The organism is Intrasporangium flavum, from assembly GCF_001956915.1.
GTDB lineage: Bacteria > Actinomycetota > Actinomycetes > Actinomycetales > Dermatophilaceae > Monashia > Monashia flava.
In genome coordinates, this window is the sequence record NZ_MLJO01000017.1 from 40,658 (window position 1) to 60,221 (window position 19,564).

17 protein-coding genes are annotated in these 19,564 nt (G+C 73.2%); 5 read left to right on the top strand and 12 right to left on the bottom strand.

Translation table 11 applies throughout. The features are described from left to right. Positions 1 to 11: 11 nt before the first annotated feature. The 4 genes from BIV28_RS13885 to BIV28_RS13900 all read right to left on the bottom strand — a co-directional run bounded on the left by BIV28_RS13885 (position 12) and on the right by BIV28_RS13900 (position 4,603). On the bottom strand, positions 12 to 926 hold the full coding sequence (locus tag BIV28_RS13885; protein WP_076262787.1) for a carbohydrate ABC transporter permease: 915 nt from the start codon (positions 924 to 926) through the stop codon (positions 12 to 14). Next, positions 923 to 2,041 (bottom strand): carbohydrate ABC transporter permease, encoded by a 1,119-nt coding sequence (locus BIV28_RS13890; protein WP_076262788.1) that lies wholly within the window; start codon positions 2,039 to 2,041, stop codon positions 923 to 925. The genes BIV28_RS13885 and BIV28_RS13890 overlap by 4 nt, the downstream gene beginning before the upstream one ends. A 130-nt stretch (positions 2,042 to 2,171) precedes the next feature. Next, a complete protein-coding gene (locus BIV28_RS13895) occupies positions 2,172 to 3,431 on the bottom strand; it encodes a sugar ABC transporter substrate-binding protein (protein WP_076262790.1) in 1,260 nt (419 codons plus the stop codon). A 146-nt stretch (positions 3,432 to 3,577) separates the two neighbouring features. Then, a complete protein-coding gene (locus BIV28_RS13900; protein ID WP_076262792.1) occupies positions 3,578 to 4,603 on the bottom strand; it encodes a LacI family DNA-binding transcriptional regulator in 1,026 nt (341 codons plus the stop codon). Between the two features lie 216 nt (positions 4,604 to 4,819). Between BIV28_RS13900 and BIV28_RS13905 the strand changes: the two genes are divergently transcribed. From BIV28_RS13905 to BIV28_RS13915, 3 genes are read left to right on the top strand one after another with little or no spacing between them, the layout of a single operon-like run. Continuing rightward, a complete protein-coding gene (locus BIV28_RS13905; RefSeq protein WP_076262794.1) occupies positions 4,820 to 6,922 on the top strand; it encodes a glycogen debranching N-terminal domain-containing protein in 2,103 nt (700 codons plus the stop codon). A gap of 23 nt (positions 6,923 to 6,945) precedes the next feature. After that, positions 6,946 to 7,815, top strand: a complete 870-nt coding sequence (locus BIV28_RS13910; RefSeq protein WP_076262796.1) for a phosphatase PAP2 family protein — start codon at positions 6,946 to 6,948, stop codon at positions 7,813 to 7,815. A 10-nt stretch (positions 7,816 to 7,825) separates the two neighbouring features. Beyond that, positions 7,826 to 9,544: an NAD(P)/FAD-dependent oxidoreductase gene (locus BIV28_RS13915; RefSeq protein WP_076262797.1), complete on the top strand. Its 1,719-nt coding sequence runs from the start codon at positions 7,826 to 7,828 to the stop codon at positions 9,542 to 9,544. Here the strand turns inward: BIV28_RS13915 and BIV28_RS13920 are convergent. From BIV28_RS13920 to BIV28_RS13940, 5 genes are all read right to left on the bottom strand, one after another. Further along, on the bottom strand, positions 9,531 to 9,857 hold the full coding sequence (locus BIV28_RS13920; protein ID WP_076262799.1) for a hypothetical protein: 327 nt from the start codon (positions 9,855 to 9,857) through the stop codon (positions 9,531 to 9,533). The genes BIV28_RS13915 and BIV28_RS13920 overlap by 14 nt on opposite strands. Before the next feature lie 80 nt (positions 9,858 to 9,937). After that, positions 9,938 to 10,594 carry an FMN-binding negative transcriptional regulator gene (locus tag BIV28_RS13925; RefSeq protein ID WP_076262800.1) on the bottom strand — a complete coding sequence of 219 codons (657 nt, stop codon included), beginning with the start codon at positions 10,592 to 10,594 and terminating at the stop codon, positions 9,938 to 9,940. A 108-nt stretch (positions 10,595 to 10,702) separates the two neighbouring features. Continuing rightward, entirely contained in the window at positions 10,703 to 10,960 is a 258-nt protein-coding gene (locus BIV28_RS13930) for a hypothetical protein (protein WP_076262802.1), read from the bottom strand. Continuing rightward, the gene (locus BIV28_RS13935) at positions 10,957 to 11,823 is read right to left on the bottom strand and encodes a DUF4097 family beta strand repeat-containing protein (RefSeq protein WP_076262803.1); all 867 of its coding nucleotides are present in this window, start codon (positions 11,821 to 11,823) and stop codon (positions 10,957 to 10,959) included. Before BIV28_RS13935 ends, BIV28_RS13930 begins: the two co-directional genes overlap by 4 nt. 70 nt (positions 11,824 to 11,893) lie before the next feature. Beyond that, a complete protein-coding gene (locus BIV28_RS13940; protein WP_076262804.1) occupies positions 11,894 to 12,442 on the bottom strand; it encodes a toxin-antitoxin system HicB family antitoxin in 549 nt (182 codons plus the stop codon). 197 nt (positions 12,443 to 12,639) lie between these two features. Here BIV28_RS13940 and BIV28_RS13945 point away from each other — a divergent pair, with 197 nt between their 5' ends. Both BIV28_RS13945 and BIV28_RS13950 read left to right on the top strand, forming a co-directional pair. Then, the gene (locus BIV28_RS13945) at positions 12,640 to 13,956 is read left to right on the top strand and encodes an MBL fold metallo-hydrolase (RefSeq protein ID WP_076262806.1); all 1,317 of its coding nucleotides are present in this window, start codon (positions 12,640 to 12,642) and stop codon (positions 13,954 to 13,956) included. A 48-nt stretch (positions 13,957 to 14,004) separates the two neighbouring features. Further along, a complete protein-coding gene (locus BIV28_RS13950; RefSeq protein WP_242653024.1) occupies positions 14,005 to 15,102 on the top strand; it encodes an MBL fold metallo-hydrolase in 1,098 nt (365 codons plus the stop codon). A 120-nt stretch (positions 15,103 to 15,222) separates the two neighbouring features. Here BIV28_RS13950 and BIV28_RS13955 read toward each other — a convergent pair whose 3' ends face one another. The 3 genes from BIV28_RS13955 to BIV28_RS13965 are packed head-to-tail and all read right to left on the bottom strand — an operon-like array spanning position 15,223 to position 19,556. Next, complete coding sequence (locus tag BIV28_RS13955; RefSeq protein WP_207555990.1) at positions 15,223 to 16,857, bottom strand: M1 family metallopeptidase; 1,635 nt, start codon at positions 16,855 to 16,857, stop codon at positions 15,223 to 15,225. Positions 16,858 to 16,900: 43 nt separating this feature from the next. Beyond that, positions 16,901 to 17,383: a GtrA family protein gene (locus BIV28_RS13960; protein WP_076262808.1), complete on the bottom strand. Its 483-nt coding sequence runs from the start codon at positions 17,381 to 17,383 to the stop codon at positions 16,901 to 16,903. A 31-nt stretch (positions 17,384 to 17,414) separates the two neighbouring features. Further along, positions 17,415 to 19,556: a glycosyltransferase family 39 protein gene (locus BIV28_RS13965; RefSeq protein WP_076262809.1), complete on the bottom strand. Its 2,142-nt coding sequence runs from the start codon at positions 19,554 to 19,556 to the stop codon at positions 17,415 to 17,417. Between the last annotated feature and the right edge of the window lie 8 nt (positions 19,557 to 19,564).

Consider the following 19,564-nt stretch of genomic DNA (forward strand, 5'->3'; position numbering starts at 1 on the left):
CCGCCCCGGCGTCACTCCTTGACGGCGCCCTCGAGCGAGCCGGAGATGATGCGCTTCTGGAAGACGAAGAACATCGCGGCCACCGGGATCGTCATGAGCACCGCCGCCGCGAGCTTGAGCGGGTAGCGGTTGCCCGACCCGAGGGCACCGGTGAGCAGCCCGGCGACGCCGGTCGTCAGGGTGTTGGTCTCGGGCGACTGCCGTGACACGAGGAAGTGCGGCAGCTCGTTCCACGACGACTGGAAAGCGATGATCGTGATCGTGATGAGGGCCGGTCGGGCGATCGGCAGCACGACCGACCAGAAGGTGCGGAACACCCCGGCCCCGTCGAGCTTGGCGGCCTCCTCGAGGCTCACCGGGACCGACTCGAAGAAGTTCTTCATGATGAACACGCCTGCGGCGTCGGCGAGCAGCGGCACGACCATGCCCGCGTACGTGTCGTAGATGCCGAACTGCTTGATGATGAGGAACTTCGGGATGAGCAGCACGACGCCCGGCACCGCCATCGTCGCGACGATGGCCAGGGTGACGGCACCACGGCCGCGGAAGCGCAGCCGCGCGAGCGCGTAGCCGGCGAGCGAGTCGAAGAAGACGCGTCCGAGCGTCACGAGGACCGCGACGACGACCGAGTTGCCGAACCACAACGGGAAGTCCTGCTGGAACAGCGACTGGTAGGCAGCCGTCGTGAACTGCGAGGGGATCGGGTTGAGCGGGTTGGCCGTGGCGTCGGGGTCGGTCTTGAAGCTGGTGCCGACCTGGATGACGAACGGGAACAGGTAGAGCAGCGCGAAGACGGTCAGCGCCGAGTAGCCGAGCGCCTTGAGGATCGCCCTGCGGGTCGCGTGCGGACGCGGCTCGGCGGCCGGCGTCGGAGTGGCGGTTCCGCCGGCCGCCGCTGGCCGGGTGGTCGTCGAGGTCTGGCTCATGCGCCTGCTCCAGTCGTGGGGTTCGCGGGTGCCGCGGGCGGTCCGGTGCGACGCCGTCCGAGGAAGCCGCCCACGCGGGCGTCCTTGTCGCGCAGGACGAATGTCTGGATCGCGGTGAAGACGATGATGATCGCGAAGAGGACGAACGACATCGCCGTGCCCGTGCCCCACTCGCCGTTGTTGATCGACTGGTCGTAGGAGAGGAAGGCCGGGGTCAGGGTCGTCTTGCCCGGGTTGCCCTTGCTCATGACGTACACCTGGTCGAAGACCTGCCACGTGCCGATGAGCCCGAGCGTCAGCACCGTGAAGAGCGTCGGGCGCAGCAGCGGGATCGTGATCGAGCGCATCGTGCGCCACCGCGTCGCACCGTCGATCGCGGCGGCCTCGTAGACGTCTGCGGAGATGTTCTGCAGGCCGGCGAGGAAGAGCAGCATGTAGCCGCCGGCCGACACCCAGATGACGAGGGCGATGATCGTCAGCATCGCGACCGACGGGCCGGACACCCAGTCCCACCAGGTGAGCCCGAGGAAGTCGTGCGAGGTCATGAACGCCGGCCCGGGCGCGTCGGGACCGTTGCCGATGCCGACCCAGCCGAGCGCGATGTGGAGCACCCCGCGCGGGTCGGCGAACCAGTTCGGCCCGTCGATGCCGAAGATCCCGAGGAGCGCGTTGATGCTGCCGCTGCCGGCGAAGAGGAAGAGGAACACCGACGCGATGGCCACCGAGCTGGTCACCGACGGGAAGTAGTACGCGGTGCGGAAGAAGCTGAGCCCCTTGAGGCGTCGCTGGTTGAGCAGCAACGCCAGGCCGAGCGCGAGCACGGTCTGGATCGGGACGACGAGCAGCACGTAGTAGAGGTTGTTGCGCAGCGAGGTGGCGAAGTCGCTGCGGGTCAGGGAGTCCTGGGTCAGCAGCTGCTGGTAGTTCTCCCCGCCGACGAACTGGACGCTCGGGCTGAGCGGCGACCCGCGACCCTGCCAGTCGCTGAGGCTGACCCAGAAGGCCAGCAGGATCGGCAGCACGAGGAACAGCCCGAGGATGATGATGACGGGCGACACGAACAGCCAGCCGGATCGGGTCTCTGCTGCGCGGGCGCTGTTGCGTCCCAGCTTCATTCGACTCTCCTCGATGACGGGGCGGTGAGGTCGTGCGGGATGGGGCCCGGGTGTCGGGTCGGGGTTGCGGTGGCCGGTGCGGGCAGGGGTGTGTGCGGCACCGGCCACCGCTGCTGGTGGGGTCAGCGCGTCACTTGAGGACGGCCTCGCCGTTCTTCTGGAGCCGCTCCAGCATCGCCTTCGGGTCGCCGCCCGGCAGGCTGGCCAGCTGGGTGTCGAAGTCCTTGAGCACGGGGTCCATGCCGGCGACGGTGACCGGGCCCTGGGCGTACTCGGCCCCGGCGAGGAAGGCGGCATCGTTCGGGAAGGCGCCCTTGTAGGCGGTGACCGCGGACTTGATCGACGGCATGACGCCGAGCCCGGTCGCGAGGGCCATCGCCGGCTTCTCGGTGGAGAGGTACTTGACGAGGTCGATCGCGGCGGCCTGGTTCTTGCTCGCCGACGCGATGCCGTAGCACTGCGTGAACGACAGCGTGCCCTTGGCGGCCGGGCCCGCGGGCAGCTCGACGGCCTGCCACTTGAGGTTGGGGTAGTCGTTCTTGATGGCGCCCTTGATCCAGTTGCCCTCGATCGTCATGGCGGCCTTGCCGGTGCCCAGGGCCTCCCCGCCCCAGCCGGCGTCGACGCCCTTGGGGAAGGAGGTCGAGCCGCTGGCGAGCAGCTTCTTGACCTCGGTGAGGCCGGCGAGGTTGCTCGCGGTGTCGGCCGTCATCTTCGTCTGGTCGGGGCTGACGATCCAGCCGCCGGCCTGCTTCATGAAGGCACCGACGCGGTCACGCGTGTCGCCGATGACCAGACCCTTGACCTTGCCCTTCGTCAGCTTCTGGGCGACGGTCTCGAGCGCGGACCAGTCCTTGGGGACGTCCGCCGTGGTGAGCCCGGCCTGCTGCCACAGGTCGGTGTTGATGATGAGGGCGAGGGTCGAGAAGTCCTTCGGCGCGCAGTAGAACTTGCCGTCGTAGGTGAACGTCTGCACGAGGTTGGGGTAGAAGTCGCTCTTCATGTCGAGCTGGTCACCGTAGGCGACCATGTTCCCCGCCTTGGCGTACGTCGGGAAGACGTTGGCGTCGGTGAAGAAGAGGTCGGGCGGGGAGCCGGCGGCGAAGCCCTGCGTCAGCTGCTGGTTCATGTCCGAGGCCGCGATGACCTCGACCTTGTTGCCGGTCTTGTCCTCCCACGGCTTGACCGTGTCCTGCTGGAGCTTGACGTCGGCGGGGCCGTTCGAGGTGATCATGAACTTCAGCGTCACCGGGCCGCTCTTGGCCGGCTGGGTGGCGCCGCTTCCGGATCCGTTGTCGAACCCGCTGCCACCGCCGCACGCGGCGAGGGCGAGGGCTCCGGCGAGACCCGCGGCGAGGGCCGCGGTGGTGCGCCTGGTCCTGCGTGACATCGTTCTTCTCCTGACTGCGCTGTCGGCATCTGGTCGGTGCTGGTGCTGCGTGCTGCTGGAGTGGTGCTGGTGGTGCTCAGGTGGTGCTCGGGTGGTGCTCGGGTGGTGCGGTCCGGGCGGGTCCCGGGGGTCTCGGGGTGGGGCGGCTAGTCCCCGCGCAGGCTCGAGGCGCGGATCGTCAGCGTCGGCTCGAGCAGGACGGGGCCGGGGTGGCGGTCGGGGTCGACGAGCATGTCCCAGGCGATGCGGGCGGCGTCGGCGACGGGCTGGTGGACGCTGGTGAGGCTCATCGCGGCGGCCACGTCGGTGTCGTCGAAGCCGACGACGCCGACGTCGGCGCCCGGGCGCAGGCCGTGGTTGCGCACGGCGCGCAGCGCCCCGAGCGCGAGCAGGTCGGAGGCGCAGACGATCGCGGCGTCGGGCCCGAGCCGGCCGAGCAGCTGCTCGGCGGAGTCGGTGGCCTCGTCGATGTCCTGCACCGACGCGGCCGCGGGGGCCGCCGCGTCGAGGCCGAGCTCGGCGAGCGCGTCGCTCCACCCGCGCCGGCGGTCGTCGCCGACGGGCGAGCCGGCCGGCCAGCCGAGGAAGCCGACCTGGCGGTAGCCGGCGTCGACGAGGTGGTGCACGGCGGTGCGGACGCCGGCGTGGCCGTCGACGTCGACCCAGCGGGTCAGCTCCGGCAGGTCCCAGACGCGTCCGAACGACACGAACGGCACCTCGTGCTCGATGAGCCAGGGCGGCCGCGGATCGGACTGGCGGGTGTCGGCCAGGACGAAGCCGTCGACGAGGCCGCTCGCCAGGGTCTGGCGGTAGCCGGCGACGACGTCGTCGGGGTCGGGCGCGAAGGCGACGAGGTGGCTGGTGTGGCTCGGCGCCGAGACGGTCAGCTCGACGAGGAACTCGTCGAGGATGTGGCCCATGCGCCGGTGTCCCGACGGGTTGACCTCGAAGCCGTAGGCCCAGGCCCGCTTGCGGCGAAGCTGCTGGGCGCTGACGTGCGGCGTGAAGCCGAGCCGGTCGATCTCGCGCTGCACCCGTTCGAGGGTGTCGGGGGCGACGCGGTCGGGCCGGTTGAGGACGTTGCTCACGGTCTGCCGCGACACGCCGGCAGCGCTCGCGACGTCGACGATGGTCGGGCGTCCGCCCGGCGTCGTCGTCGTCCCGTCGCCCATGACCGCTCCTTCGCGCTCGCTGTCTTTGATCGTTCAAAAGCCGCGACGGACGCGGACTTGAACGTTCATACGAGACGGAGCATGCTCTGTCCTGCCGACGAGGTCAAGCGCCCGACACCGGATCGTGACAGGTTGGGAGGCGGCCGCGCCGGCCGCCCGACCCGCACCCCGGATCGCCGACACCGCCCCACCCCCGCCCGACGGAAGGCCCACGACGTGCCCCAGCCCGACGCGTCCACCCCCGCTCGCCAGCCCTGGCTGCACGAGCTGTCGATCCTCGTCGACGGCAACGCCACGGTGCTCGCCGACCGCTCGGGCGACGTCCTGCCGGGCACCGCCCAGGGCCTCTACGTCGACGACCGCCGGGTGCTGCACACCCTGCGCCTCGAGGTCTCCGGGGAACAGCCCTCCCCCGTCGCCGAGCGGGCCTCCGGCGCCGTCGGCCACTACGCGAGCGCCGCTCGGGCACTGGGCAACCCGGGTCCCGACCCCACGGTCGAGGTGGCCCGCACGCGGACCCTTTCTTCGACCGGCGGCCGGTGCCTCACCGAGGTCGTCGCGGTCACGTCGCGGGCCGACGCGCCCGTCACGGCCGTCCTGCGCCTCGTCGTCGCCGGCGACGGCCGCGACATCGCGGCGGTCAAGTCGGGCCACCTCGCCGGGACCGACACGACACCCGAGATCGACGGCGCGACAGTGGTGCTCGCCGACGAGTGGCACCGCACCACCGTGTCGCTCGACGGCTCGCAGCCGGCGAAGGTCGAGGCGCTGCCCGACGGCACGGCGGCCCTGACGGCCGAGGTCGTGGTGGCCCCGGGCGCCACGGAGTCGGTCGCCCTGACGGTCCGCACCGAGCGCGTCGCGGCCTCCGCCTTCGACGCCGACGCCGGGGCCGACGCCGTGCCGTGGTCCGAGGTCGTCGTCACGGCCGGCGACCACCGCCTCGGCGCCACCGTGCGCGCCGGTCTCGACGACCTCCAGCACCTGCTGCTGCGCGATCCCGAGCACCCGTCGGACGTCTTCACCGCAGCCGGATCCCCTTGGTACCTCACGCTCTTCGGTCGTGACTCGCTGTGGGCCGCGCGGCTCCTGCTGCCGTTCGGCACCAAGGTGGCCGCCGGCACGCTCCGCACCCTCGCCCGCCGCCAGGGACGCACCACCGACCCCCTCACCGGCGAGGCGCCGGGCAAGATCCCGCACGAGCTGCGCCGCCACGTGCTGCGCGACGCCAACACCGGCATGACCCTGCCGCAGGTCTACTACGGCACCGTCGACGCCACGGCGCTGTGGGTCTGCCTCCTCGCCGAGGCGCGGGCCTGGGGGCTGCCCGACGCCGAGGTCGCCGACCTCCTGCCGGCCCTGCGCGCCGCCGTCGCGTGGCTCACCGGCGACGGGCAGCCCGACGGCGACGGCGTGCTCAAGTACGTCGACGAGTCGGGCACCGGCCTCGCCAACCAGGGCTGGAAGGACTCCGGCGACTCCATCCGCGGCCGCGACGGCGTCGTCGCCACGGCACCGATCGCCCTCGTCGAGGCCCAGGCGTACGCGGTCGAGGCGCTGCGCGCGGCGGCCGGGCTGCTCCGCGCGCTCGGCGAGCCGGACGAGGAGGCCGCCCCGGCCGACGCCGCTGCCGATCGGCTGGAATCCACACTGCGAGAGCGGTTCTGGGTCGACACCGACGCCGGACACCACCTCGCGATCGCCCTCGACGGTGGCGGCCGCGCCGTCGACGGGCTCGCCTCGAACATGGGGCACGTGCTCGGCACCGGCGCCCTCACGGCCGACGAAGCCCGTCAGGTGGCCACCACCCTCACCGGGCCCGAGCTGCTCGACGCGTTCGGGGTGCGCACCTTCGGCACGGGCAACGGCGGCTTCAACCCCATCGGCTACCACACCGGCTCGATCTGGACCCACGACACCGCGATCGCCGCCACCGGCCTGGCCCGCGAGGGCCTCACCGACGAGGCCGTCGCCGTCGGACGCACCCTGCTCGCCTCGGCCGAGGCCTTCGGCTACCGCTGGCCCGAGCTCTACTCCGGCGTGCCGTTCGCCGGAGCGCCGACGCCCTACCCGGCCTCGTGCCGACCGCAGGCGTGGTCGGCGGCCTCGGCCGCGGCCCTCGTCTCCGTCGCCCTCGGGCTGCGCCCCGACGCGCCGGCGCGCACGCTGCGCCTGTCGCCGGCGCGTCCGGCACCGTTCGGGCCGATGCGGGTCGAGGGGCTGCGCTTCCTCGGCGGTCGCGTCGACCTCGAGGTCGACGCGTCGGGCGAGGTCACGGTGCTCGCGGCCCCCGAGGGCGTCACGGTCGAGGTCGGCTGAGTCCCGACGGGTACGACGGGGGCATGACCGAGCCCACGCGTCGGCGCACCCCCGACGACACCATCGGCGCCCGCGACCTCACCGCGTGGCACACCCGTGCGGGCCGGTGGCTCGTCGGCGTCTTCACGGCGCTGGCCCGGGCCTCGCGCCCGGCTGCCCGACGCGTCGCCGCGTGGTCGTCGGCGCACGTGGCCTTCGTCGTGTTCGCCGTCATCGCGGTGCTCGTCATGATGGCCCTCGTCGAGGGTGCCGAGACCGTCTACGAGGCCGTCGTCGGGCGCGACGGCGTCACCGTCGTCGACCAGCCGGTGCTCGACGCCGCCGTGTCGATGCGCTCCCCCGGGCTCGACTCCGCCGTCACCGCCTTCACCGACGTCGGGGGCCCGGTCGGCATGCCGATCCTCGCCCTCGTGGCCGTCGCCGTCATCACGTGGCGTCGCCGGCGGTGGACCCCGCTCGTGCTCATGCTCGTCGCGGCCGCCGGGTCGCTGCTCATGACGATCGTCGGCAAGGGCTTCGTCGACCGGGCCCGCCCACCCGCCTCGCTCGCCGTGCCACCGCTCGAGACGTCGGCATCCTTCCCGAGCGGTCACACGCTCAACGCGACGGTCCTGACGACCGTCGTCGTCTACCTCGTCCTCATCGAGACGACGGCCACCTGGCAGCGGGCCGTCACCGTCACCGTCGGCGCGGTCTTCGTCGTGTCGATGGGGCTGTCGCGGGTCTTCCTCGGCCACCACTGGCTCACCGACGTGCTGGCCGGGTGGCTCATCGGCCTGGCGTGGGCGCTCGTCGTCATCACGGCACACCGGCTCTGGCTCACGCTGCGCGAGCACCCGGAGGCGGTCGCGGCCGGGCCCGAGGGCATACCGCAGGCGCCGCGCGGCTCCTAGGATCGACAGGGTGAAGCCGGCCATCATCCTCGTGTCCGAGACCCGCTGCGAGCAGCTGCGCGACGAGTTCAGCCGCTACGAGCGCGACTACGAGCTGCCCACCGCCACCTCGGCCCGCGAGGCCAAGCAGGAGGCCAGGCGCGTCGTCGCCGAGGGCGGGCAGGTGGCGATGTTCGTCACCGAGTCGCGGCTGCCCGACGCCGACGTGCACCAGGCCTTCCACTGGTGGCGCCAGACCGTCCCGACCGCCCGGCGCGTCATCGCCGCCCACGTGTCGACCTTCCGCGACGACGCCGAGCGCCTCCGCGGCGGCATGGCCAAGGGCAAGTACGACGCCTACCTGCTCATGCCGCGCGGGGCCCGCGACGAGGAGTTCCACACCGCCGTCTGCGAGCTGCTCTCCGACTGGGGTTCCACGGTCGCCGAGCCCGAGGTCGTCGCCGTCGCGATCGTCTCGCCGGTCGAGGACGCCCTGACCCTCGCCATCCGCGACTACCTCGACCGCATGGGCATGCCCAACCGGGTCTACCCGCCCGAGAGCGAGAAGGGGCAGTACGTCCTGCAGCTCGTCGCGGCCGAGGGCGGCGAGCCCGAGTTCCCGCTCGTCATGGACCTCAACAAGCGGGTCGGGAGCGCGCGGAGCGTCCGCGACGTCGCCTCGCGCATCTACGGCCGGCCCGCCGACGTTACCGTCGACCGCGTCGTCGACGTCGCCATCGTGGGGGCCGGTCCGGCGGGGCTGGCCGCCGCCGTCTACGCCTCGTCCGAGGGCCTGACGACCGTCGTGCTCGAGGCGGAAGCCGTCGGCGGACAGGCCGGTACGTCCTCGATGATCCGCAACTACCTCGGCTTCCCGCGCGGCATCTCGGGCATGCGCCTGGCCCAGCGCGCCCGCAACCAGGCCATCCGCTTCGGCACGCAGTTCTTCACCGGCTGGCCCGTCACGACGGTCGTGCCCGGCACGGTCGGCGACGACGGCGTGCCCACGCCCCACCGGCTCTGCACCGAGGGCGGCGACGTGCTGGCCCGGGCTGTCGTCGTGTCGGCCGGCGTCAAGTACCGACGCCTCGACGCCCCGGGCATCGAGAAGCTCGTCGGCCTCGGCGTCCACTACGGCAGCGCCATGACGGCGGCTCGCGAGATGGAGGGCTACGACGTCATCGTCGTCGGCGGCGGCAACTCCGCCGGGCAGGCCGCGATCCACCTCGCCCGCTTCGCCGGCTCGGTCACGATCCTCGTCCGGCGCGAGACCCTCGCCGAGACGATGTCGGACTACCTCGTCGGCGAGATCGAGTACAACCCGCGGATCACGGTGCAGGGCTGCTCCGAGGTCGTGGCCGGCGGCGCCGGCGACGACGGCCGCCTCGGCTGGGTCACCGTCCGCGACACCCGCGACGGCACCGAGACGCGTCGCGACTGCCGGGGGCTGTTCCTGCTCATCGGCGCGGCGCCCTACTGCGACTGGCTGCCCGACGCCGTGGCCCGCGACGGGCGCGGGTTCGTCCTCACCGGCCGCGACGTGCCGCAGGACCGCTGGACCGGCGACCTGCCGCCCGAGAGCCTCGAGACCACCGTGCCCGGGGTCTTCGCGGCCGGCGACATCCGTGCGGGGTCGATGAAGCGGGTGGCCGCCGCGAGCGGCGAGGGCGCCTCGGTCGTGCCCCTCGTGCACGCCTGGCTCGACCCGACGCGGTGGGCACCGGCCGCCGAGCGCGTCACAGCTCGATGAGCCGGCCCGAGTCGAAGGTGTAGCGCACCGCCGTCGTCGTGGCCGGCGGGAGCGTCGTCGGGTGCGCGGCACGGCGCGGCGGGTGCTGGCGGTGCGACGCGTCGGCGGCGTACGCCAGCCCGCGCTCGACGCCGGCGGCCTGCGCCTGGGCCGCGCCGATGCCCGCCGTCCCGACGAAGGCCACGGCCACCGCGGCCCCCGCGGCACCGAGGCCGCGCCGCAGCGAGGACCGCACGCGGTGACGCGTCGCGGGGCGCGCGTCCGTCGGCAGGTCGGGGAGGTCGGTGGGCCGGGGTCCGTGTGTCGTGTCCATGTCCCGACCCTCGGGCCGGGCGCTGTGGGGCGTCTGTGACGATCCCCTGAGCCACCGAAGTCCTTGCGGCAGCGACGGGCTCAGCCCTCGTGCGCTCGCGCCGCCTCCTCCGCCATGTCGTCGGCGACGGCGTGCGCGAGCCGGCCCGGCTCGTCGCGCAGCCCGGCCACCACGCCCTCACGGTCGGCGTCGGAGCGGTTCTGCGACAGCTTCGCCTTGCCCTCGACCTTCTCCACGACGAGCTCGACGCCGAGGATGGCCCGCAGCTGCCCGCGCACGTAGGCGGCCGGTGCGTCGGTGACGGCCCACGGCTGCGGCCGGGCCGACTCGTGCCGCTGGGTCAGCCGGGTGACGACGTCGAGGACCCAGTCGGGGTCGTCGTGCACGGTGACGGCGCCGGAGAGGTGCACCTCGCTGTAGTTCCACGTCGGCACGACCCGGCCGTGCTCGCGCTTGCTGGCGTACCAGCCCGGCGACACGTACGCGTCGGCCCCGGTGACGACGACGAGGCCCGGGGAGCCCGCGGCGATCCGGGCGCACTGCTCGTTGAACCGGGCCAGGTGTCCGACGAGCCGCAGGCCGGCCGGTGCGTCGGGCGCGTCGTCGACGAGGACGGGCAGCAGCGTCGCGTCGGGACGCCCGTCGGGGCCGACCGTGACGAGGTGGCCGGACGGATGGGCGTCGAGGAAGCGCCGCACGTCCGCGTCGGCCATGGCGTTGGCGCGGGGCACGTACATGCCCTCGATCGTCGCACGCGGAACCGCCCGCCCGACGGGAGTGTCGGGCGGGCGGTCCGGGGAGGGAGCCAAGAGGGAGCCGAGGAGGGACCGGGAGGCGGCCTCGGCTCAGGAGTGCCGGTGGGGTGCCCGGCGGGGCTCGGCGGTCCACGGCCGCGGTGCCGTGCGGTCGGCGTGGACCTCGGGGGCGCAGGTCGCGGCGGGCGGGTCGAGCCGCTCGGCGAGCCGGCGCAGCAGGAGCGCGGCGCGCACGTGGCGGGTGACGCGTCGGGGCGCGTGGTGCCGCGCGGCCGAGCGCTGGACGATGAGGTCGCGGGCGAGCGCCTCCTGCGGGCTCAGGGTCATGGCCCCGTTGACGGTGCTCATGCGAGGCTCACCGAGGCGCGCTTGACGTGGATGTCGCCGCTGCCGGAGTGGACCGTCAGGCTGGCCCGGGCCTCGGAGTCGCCGGGCGCGTCGGTCGACTCGAGGTCGACGTCGACGTCGCCGGTGACGCTGTTGAGGTCGAGGTAGGTGGCCACGCCGTGCGCGATGCCGATGGTGACGTCGCCGGTGCCGGTGCGGGCCTGGACCTGCCCGCCGTGGACGGCGCCGAGGACGACGTCGCCCGTGCCGGTCATGAGCTCGAGGTCGCCGGTGCTCGCGTCGACGTGGAGGTCGCCGGAGCCGGTCTTGGCCTTGACCGGGGCGTCGGAGCGGCGCAGCGCGATGTCGCCGCTGCCGGAGACGAGGTCGAGCCGGCCGCCGGCCGTGCCGATGGAGACGTCGCCCGAGCCGGTCTTGGCGTTGACGTCACCGCGGGAGGACTGGAGGGTGAGGTCGCCCGAGCCGGACTTGAGCTGTGCCGAGGCCACTTCGTGGAAGGTGAGGTCACCCGCGCCCGTGCTGGCGCGGACGTCGCCGAGCAGGCCGGTGGCCGTGACGTCGCCGGCGCCGGTCTTGGCCTCGACCGTGCTGTCGGACGGGAGCTCGATCTCGACGTCGACCGAGCCCTTGCTGCCGAGGCCGAAGAAGCCCTCCTTCTTCGGGGCGATGACGACGACGTCGTTGCCGCGGGCCTCGACGGTGAACTTCTCGGCCATCTCGGCGCCGCTGCGGCCGCGCGGGATCAGCCGCACGACGGTGGCCGTGCCGGGCGTGACGGTGAGCGTCGCGTCGCCGACGAGCAGCTCGACCTTGAGGTTGATGGGACCCGTCGTGTCGAAGCGGGTCTCGAGGGTGTCGCTCATGGTGGTTCCCCTTCGTGGTGTCGTGCGGTAGCCGGTGGGCGGTGTGTGTCAGGTCAGCGGGTCAAGCGGGTCAGCGGACCCAGCCCTGGACCCGCTTGTTCGAGGAGCGGTTGCGGCCCGGGGCGCCCGGGCCGAACTGGACGCCGGTGGGGCCGACGTTGACGCTGAAGCCGGGGTTCGTCGCGGCGCGCACGGCGTTGACGATCCACGTGTTGAGGGACTGGCCGCGCTGCCCGGCGAGCTCCTCGGCGCGGCCCTTGAGGGCCTCGGGCAGGCGCAGGGTGATGCGGGAGGTCTCGGCACCCTCGTCGTCGGCCGACAGGGCCGTCGTGTCCTCGGTGCGGACGGCCTGGGTGTCGTCGGCCACGGCCGCGGGGCCTCCGCCGACGACGACGAAGACGGGCTCGCGGCCCTGGAGGCGAACCTCGACCGACGTGCCGTCGAGCTCGTTGGTGATCTCGGCGGCGGCGTGCGACAGCGCGTCCATGAGGGCGAGCCGGGCCGATGAGTCGAGGGCGTACCCGAGGCGTTCGGCGGCCTGCTCGAGCTCCGGACCCATCGCCCTGGCCGCCTGGGCGAGATCCCGACGCAGTGCGTCGACGTGCTCCGTGATGTCCATACGCATCACTATGACACCACTGTGGTGTCACGTCAACACCATGACGCCATCAAATGGCGTCACGGGCGCGCGGCTCTGCTCGAACCGCTCGGGAGACGGGCCGGAAACGGGTACGTCGGAGGCGTCGACGGGACGCAGAATGGTCCCCGACCGCGACCCCTCCCCTCGGGCCGTGGACCCCTCACGAAAGGGTGCCGATGCGCAGCCTCGCCACCTCCGAACACCCGGCCGTCCGGACGCTCTCGTCCGTCATCGGCACCGTCTCCTCGCGCACCCGCGCCCGGCAGTTCTCCCGGGTCATGCGGCGCATGGGCGCGGCCCCCGCGTCGATCGTGCCGCGGGTGCAGGACTCCCCAAACTTCCGCAACGGACGCTTCCAGTCGGCAGAGCCGTCGCTGCGCCCCCGCGTCAAGGCCCAGACGAGCGCCCTGCTCGCGGCGGTCCGGGTGCACAAGCGCGGCCAGCCCGTGGGCACCGTCCCGGTCGTGCCCGCCGAGCACCCCGAGCAGCCCGGCGACCTCGCCGTCACGTGGTACGGCCACGCGACGAGCGTCCTGGAGGTCGACGGCGTCCGGTTCCTGATCGACCCGGTCTTCGGCGAGCGCGTCTCACCCGTCCTGCGCACCGGCCCCAAGCGGATGCACCCGGTGCCCGGCGAGATCGAGGACCTCCCGCCCATCGACGCCGTCCTGCTGAGCCACGACCACTACGACCACCTCGACGAGCCCTCCATCGCGCGGCTCGAGCGCGCCCACCGCCCGCGCTACGTCGTCCCCCTCGGCGTCGACGCCCACCTCGTCGCCTGGGGCGTCGACGAGCACCGCGTCACGGCCCTCGACTGGCGCGAGTCCACCGAGGTCGGCGCCGTCCACGTCACGTGCACCGAGGCGCGGCACAACTCCGGGCGCGGGCTCATCGACTCCCAGACGCTCTGGGCCGGGTGGGCCCTGCGCGGCCCCCGCCACTCGGCCTACTTCCCCGGCGACTCCGGCACCTCCAAGCGCTTCGCCGCCATCGGCGCCGACCTCGGGCCCTTCGACCTGACGCTCATGCCGGTCGGCGCCTACGACCCGTACTGGCCCGACATCCACATGGACCCCGAGCAGGCCGTCGCCGCCCACCGCGACGTCAACCGGATCGGCTCCGACCCCGAGGGCGTCACCGCCGACGCCGCCGGCGAGGCCGACGGGTTCCTGCCCGAGGAGCACCGGGTCGACACCCCCGGTGGGGCGCACGAGGAGGGCGAGCCGACCTCGGGCGAGCACCGCGTCGCGACGGCGGCACGCCGGTCGGTGATGGTGCCGGTGCACTGGGCCACCTTCAACCTCGCCATGCACTGGTGGTCCGAGCCGGTGCGCCGCACCCGTGCCGCGGCGGCCGCGGCGGGCGTACCCGTCGCCTGCCCACGCGTCGGCGAGCGGGTCGACCTGACGATCGGGGAACCGGACGAGGTGGCCCGAAAGTTCAACGAGCAGTGGTGGGAGGAGTGCGCGGCCCCCGAGGACCGCGACTGACCCCGCCGACCGACCAGCCGGTCCCCCGAGGACCCGAGAGGACACCCGGTGCAGCTGCCGATCCTGCGACGCATGGGCGCCACGACGAGCGCCGTCCGTTCCCGCGTCACCGCCTCCCCCAACTACCGCGACGGCAAGTTCCGGGCGCACGAGCCCGCGCACGTCGTCGCGACGCCGGAGGCCGAGGGGCCGGGCAGCCTGCTCGGCACGATGTGGCGCGAGCGGGGTCGCGGGCGCCCGGCCGGACGCGTCCCCCTCGTGCGCCCGCAGCACCCGGCGCAGCCTGCCGAGCTCGCGGTCACGTGGTACGGCCACGCGACGTCGGTCGTCGAGGTCGACGGCGCGCGCTTCCTCCTCGACCCGGTGTTCGGCCGCCGCGCCTCGCCCTCGGGGATCGTCGGGCCCCAGCGGCTGCACCCGGTGCCCGGCACCATCGCCGAGCTGCCGCCCCTCGACGCCGTCGTCATCAGCCACGACCACTACGACCACCTCGACGAGCCCTCGATCGTCACGCTCGAGCGCACCCACCGCCCCCACTACGTCGTGCCGCTCGGCGTCGACGAGCACCTGCGGGCCTGGGGCGTGCCCGCCGGTCGCATCACCAGCCTCGACTGGCGCGAGTCGACCGTCGTTGCCGGCATCACGCTGACGTGCACCGAGGCCCGGCACTTCTCCGGGCGCGGGTTCGTGCGCGACCAGACGCTGTGGGCGGCGTGGTCGCTGCGCGGGCCCCGGCACGCCGTGTTCTTCGGCGGCGACTCCGGCCCGACGCACAGCTACGCCGACATCGGCACCGACCTCGGCCCCTTCGACCTGACGATCATCCCGGTGGGCGCGTACAGCGTGCACTGGCCCGACATCCACCTCGATCCCGAGCAGGCGATCTCGGCCCACCTCGACGTCAACCGCGGCGGCACCGAGGCCGTCATGCTGCCGATCCACTGGGCCACCTTCAACCTGGCCCACCACTGGTGGAGCGAGCCGATCCGCTGGGCCCGACGCGTCGCCGCCGACAAGGGCGTGCGCCTCGTGGCACCCCTCGTCGGTGCGCGCGTCGACCTGTCGGGCGGGGACGTCGACGCGGTCGTGGCGCAGCACCAGGACCCGTGGTGGGAGCCCGCCGCCGGTCCCGAGGACCACGACTGAGCGCACCCCGTCGTCGGCCCTGCCGACGACCGTTGGTGCGCGCCCTACCCGTGAGGCGGCGTGTCGCGCCGCGTGTCGGGACCTCGCGCGGACCAACGGTCGTCGGTGGGCGCTCCGCCGTCAGTACCGACCGGTGGCGACGCGTCGGTCGAACGCGCCCTGCCAGGAGCGCACCGCGAGCGACGTGTCGAGGGTGCGGCCGGCGAGGGCCGACCCGGAGCGGGCTGCGGCAGCGAGGCCGGTGACCGTCGGCTTGGACCCGGTGAAGAGCCACGCGTCGAAGAGGTCGTCGAGCTGCTGGCCCGACACCCGCTCGGCGAGCGCGATGAACTGCGCGGTCGTGCCGGTGCCGCCGCCGCGCTCGCGCACCCAGTCCCTGGCGATCTGCCAGAACGCGGTGTCGCCGACGCGGTTGCGCAGGACCTGCAGGGTCATCGCCCCGCGGAGGTAGACCGGGTTGCCGAACAGGTCGTCGGCCGGCGGCTGCCCGACGACGAACGACCAGAACGGGTCGTCGGCCGGGATGCCCGCGTAGGCGTCGGCGAAGACGTCCTGGGGCGTGAAGAGGCCCTCGTGCTCGGCCCAGACCCACTCGGCGTACGTGGCCCAGCCCTCGTTGAGCCAGATGTCCTGCCAGTCGTGCAGCGCGACGTCGTCGCCGTACCACTGGTGCGCCAGCTCGTGCGCGACGACGAAGTCGCCACCGTCGGGCCAGAAGTACTTCGAGTACACCGGACGCGTCTGCGTCTCGAGCGCGAAGAACAGGTCGGGCTGGTCGTCGACGATGGCGCCCACGGTCCCGAACGGGTAGCGCCCGAAGGCGGCCCCGAGCACGTCGAGCACCTCGCCCTGGCGGGCCAGCGACGCGTCGATGGAGGGCCCGTACACCGGGTCGGCGACGAGGTCGGGGTCGACGGCGTCGTAGACGGGCAGGCCGGACGTCGTCGTCCAACGGCGCACGTCCCACCTGCCGATGTCGATGGTGGCGAGGTAGCTGGCCATGGGTTCGTCTGCGCGCCAGTCGAACCGGGTCCAACCCTTCGACGAGCTCGTCCGCTTGAGCACGCCGTTCGCCACGACGCCGAGACCGGTGGGCACCTTCACGTGGAAGGCGTAGGTGGCCTTGTCGCGCGGGTGGTCGTTGACGGGGAACCAGCCCGCTGCGACGTCGGGCTGGCCCGCGACCGTCGCGCCGTCGTCGGTGGCCATGAAGCCGGTGCGCAGCGAGTTCCCGCCACCGATCGGCAGGGCGAACTCCCTCGGCACGCCGGTGTAGGAGACGCGCACGACGAGGTCGGTCCCGCGCCGGACCGGGTGCCGCGGCGTCACGACGAGCTCGCCGCCGTTGCGGGAGTAAGACGCCGCGTGCCCGTTGACGGTGAGCGTCCGGATCGTCATGCCGTCGAAGTCGAGGTCGAAGCGGCTGAGGTCCTGGGTGGCTCGGGCGCTGACGACGGTCGTCGCGGTCCAGACGTCGGTGGCGGGGTCGTACCGGCCGTCGATGTCGTAGTGCCGCACGTCGTAGCCGCCGTTGCCGGCGAGCGGGTAGTAGCGGTCCCCGACGCCGGGGGCGCCGGGCGTGAAGTGGCGGTGCCCACCGGGCCCGCCGTGGTCGTCCTTCGCCCCGGCGACCGGGGCCCCGAGGGCGAGAGTCGTGGCTGCGAGCGCGACGGCGGTGGCCGTGGCACGCTTCGGGATCCGCTTCGGAGTGGCCCCTGTCGCAGTCGTGAGTCGTGACGTCGTGCGTAGCATCATCGCCTCCCCTGCGCCCGCGCCCGGGCGACGCGGGCACTCAACGCTACTGCGGCACGGAGGCGTTCCGGGGGTGATCGTCCGCAGGTGAGGCCTCGGTCCGCTTCGGGGCGAAGATCCAGCGCCGCATCGCCACGAAGCGCGCGGAGGTGGACAGCACGTTGGCGACGGCGACGACGAGCGTCTGGACCGCGGTGCCGGCGTCGGGGGCGACGGCACCGAGCACGGCCAGCGCCGCCGTCGTCGCGGCGTAGGTGATCGCGAAGACCACGAGGGCCTGGCCGTGGTGTGTGACGAGGCCCCGTCGCCCGGTGACCCCGAAGGTCCACGCCCGGTTGAGCCCGGTGTTGAACAGCGTCGCGACGACGAGCGCCAGCCCGTTGGCGAGGATCGAGCCCACCCCGCCCCGCACCAGGGCCGCGAAGAGGCCGAGGTGCAGGGCGGTGGAGAGGACGCCGACGCCCGCGAAGCGGATCACCTGCTGCGAGAGCCGGACTCGCGTGCCACTCGTGGACGTCAGGGTCGTCATGGTCGGTCCTCCTCGCGGGGTCGGGTCGGTGTCACTGGACGGTGGTGGTGCCCGAGCCGGCCACCGGCTGGGTCAGGTCGTAGAACGTCGAGCCACCGATGGTGACGCTCGTGAAGTTCTGCTCGACCCACGACGCGATCTGGGAGGACGCGTTGCTGCCGCCATTCTGGCCACCGAAGCCGCCGCCGGAGGCGAAATAGTGGATCTTGCCGTCGGCCACGTACTGCTGGAACTGGGCCAGCGTCGGGCTCGGGTCGGAGCCGTTGAACCCGCCGATCGCCATGACCGGCAGCTGCGTGCCGAGCTGGAGCCCGGCCGCCGTCTGCGAGCCGACCGCCGCCGCGACCCAGGCGTACTTGTCCGCGTCGGCCGACAGGGCCGCGACCACCGCGGTGCTCGGCGTCGACGCGTCGAGCAGGCCGCCCATGCCCCCGCCACCGCCAGGGCCACCCTGCGGACCGCCCTGCTGCGTGGTGCCGTTGCCCTGGGTCGTGCCACCGGGCAGCTGCGGAGCCTGGCCCTGCGTGCCGGTCTGGCCGCCGAAGGGACCGCCGCCACCGAAGCCGCCACCGCCACCGGGGCCACCGCGGTTGGAGCCCGCGGGGCCCGCCGTGACGATCGAGCCGGTGTGGCCCTGCGCCGTCGTCGACACCGTGTAGGCGGCCGGGCCGGCGAGGCCCGCGACGAGCGCCCCGGCGAGGACGAGCGGCACCGCCTTGACGTGCAGCCACTGCGTGGCGAGCAGGAGCAGCGCCGAGGCCATCCCGACCGCGAGGACGGTGATGCGCAGCCAGTCGCCGTAGGCCGTCGTGCCCGACAGGAGGATGAAGCTCCAGACCGACGCCGCGGCGACGGCCACCGCGAGGGCGACGGTGCCGACGGCGCGCCGGCGGTTCTCCCAGGCCTCGACGGCACCCATGCCGACGAGCGCACCGATCGCGGGGGCGAGAGCCACGGTGTAGTACTCGTGGAAGATGCCGGCCATGAAGCTGAAGACGAGCATCGTCACGACGAGCCAGCCGCCCCAGACGAGGTAGGCGGCGCGGCGCAGGTCGGTGCGGGGGCGACGGCCCCGGAGGAAGAGCCCGACGCCGAGCAGGACCAGCGCGCTCGGGATGAGCCACGAGATCTGGTCGCCGACGCTGCTGGAGAACATCCGGAACAGGCCGGTCGAGCCCCACATGCCACCCCCGGTCGCGCCACCGCCACCGCCGCCGACCGAGCCGGTCTCGTTGCCGCTCAGTCGGCCCAGGCCGTTGTAGCCGAAGGTCAGCTCGAGGAAGGAGTTGTTCTGGCTGCCGCCGATGTAGGGGCGGGCCGAGGCAGGGATGAGCTCGACGATCGCGACCCACCAGCCGGCCGACAGCACCATGGCGCCGACCGCCATGAGCGAGTGGACGATCCGCTTGCGCAGCGTCGTCGGTGCCGCGATGAGGTAGGCGAGCCCGAAGAACGGCACGACGAGCAGCACCTGGAGCGTCTTGGTGAGGAAGCCGAGGCCGATGAAGACGCCGACGATCATCATCCACTTGGGCGAGGCCTGGGCGATCGCCTTCATCGTGGCCCAGGCACCGAGCGCCATGAGCAGCGTCAGGAGGGCGTCGGGGTTGTTGAAGGTGAACATCAGCGCGGCGACCGGCGTCAGGGCGACGACGGCGCCGGCGATGAGGCCGGCGGCGGCACCGAACTGCTTCTTGACGGTCGTGTGCACGACGCCGACGGTCGCGACGCCCATGAGCGCCTGCGGGATGAGGATGGCGAACGAGCTGAGCCCGAGGACCCGAACCGACAGCGCCATGATCCACAGCGACGCCGGGGGCTTGTCGACGGTGATCGAGCTGGCGGCGTCGGAGCTGCCGAAGAAGAACGCCTTCCAGCTCGCGCTGCCGGCCTGGACCGCGGCCGAGTAGAAGGAGTTGGCATAGCCGCTCGCGGTGAGGTTCCACGTGTAGAGCACGAGGGTCACGAGGAGCAGGCCGAACAGGGCGGGGCGCGCCCAGCTCGGGTCGGAGTCGGCGCCGCGCCAGAGGCGGTGCAGCCGGCTCGTGCCACGGCCCGCACCGGCGGGCGGCGGGGCGTCGGTGGGCCGGCGCCCCGGCAGCCCGGTGGTCTCGGCGGTCTCGGCGGCCGCGGGGGCCGAGGCGCCCGGGGAGGTGAGGGTCATGGTGTCCATGGCTCAAC

What these genes read in the sequence shown, in the direction of transcription:
- BIV28_RS13885 (WP_076262787.1), bottom strand. Translation starts at nt 926, where the DNA reads ATGAGCCAGACCTCGACGACCACCCGGCCAGCGGCGGCCGGCGGAACC.
- BIV28_RS13890 (WP_076262788.1), bottom strand. Translation starts at nt 2,041, where the DNA reads ATGAAGCTGGGACGCAACAGCGCCCGCGCAGCAGAGACCCGATCCGGC.
- BIV28_RS13895 (WP_076262790.1), bottom strand. Translation starts at nt 3,431, where the DNA reads ATGTCACGCAGGACCAGGCGCACCACCGCGGCCCTCGCCGCGGGTCTC.
- BIV28_RS13900 (WP_076262792.1), bottom strand. Translation starts at nt 4,603, where the DNA reads ATGGGCGACGGGACGACGACGACGCCGGGCGGACGCCCGACCATCGTC.
- BIV28_RS13910 (WP_076262796.1), top strand. Translation starts at nt 6,946, where the DNA reads ATGACCGAGCCCACGCGTCGGCGCACCCCCGACGACACCATCGGCGCC.
- BIV28_RS13920 (WP_076262799.1), bottom strand. Translation starts at nt 9,857, where the DNA reads ATGGACACGACACACGGACCCCGGCCCACCGACCTCCCCGACCTGCCG.
- BIV28_RS13925 (WP_076262800.1), bottom strand. Translation starts at nt 10,594, where the DNA reads ATGTACGTGCCCCGCGCCAACGCCATGGCCGACGCGGACGTGCGGCGC.
- BIV28_RS13930 (WP_076262802.1), bottom strand. Translation starts at nt 10,960, where the DNA reads ATGAGCACCGTCAACGGGGCCATGACCCTGAGCCCGCAGGAGGCGCTC.
- BIV28_RS13935 (WP_076262803.1), bottom strand. Translation starts at nt 11,823, where the DNA reads ATGAGCGACACCCTCGAGACCCGCTTCGACACGACGGGTCCCATCAAC.
- BIV28_RS13940 (WP_076262804.1), bottom strand. Translation starts at nt 12,442, where the DNA reads ATGGACATCACGGAGCACGTCGACGCACTGCGTCGGGATCTCGCCCAG.
- BIV28_RS13945 (WP_076262806.1), top strand. Translation starts at nt 12,640, where the DNA reads ATGCGCAGCCTCGCCACCTCCGAACACCCGGCCGTCCGGACGCTCTCG.
- BIV28_RS13955 (WP_207555990.1), bottom strand. Translation starts at nt 16,857, where the DNA reads ATGATGCTACGCACGACGTCACGACTCACGACTGCGACAGGGGCCACT.
- BIV28_RS13960 (WP_076262808.1), bottom strand. Translation starts at nt 17,383, where the DNA reads ATGACGACCCTGACGTCCACGAGTGGCACGCGAGTCCGGCTCTCGCAG.
- BIV28_RS13965 (WP_076262809.1), bottom strand. Translation starts at nt 19,556, where the DNA reads ATGGACACCATGACCCTCACCTCCCCGGGCGCCTCGGCCCCCGCGGCC.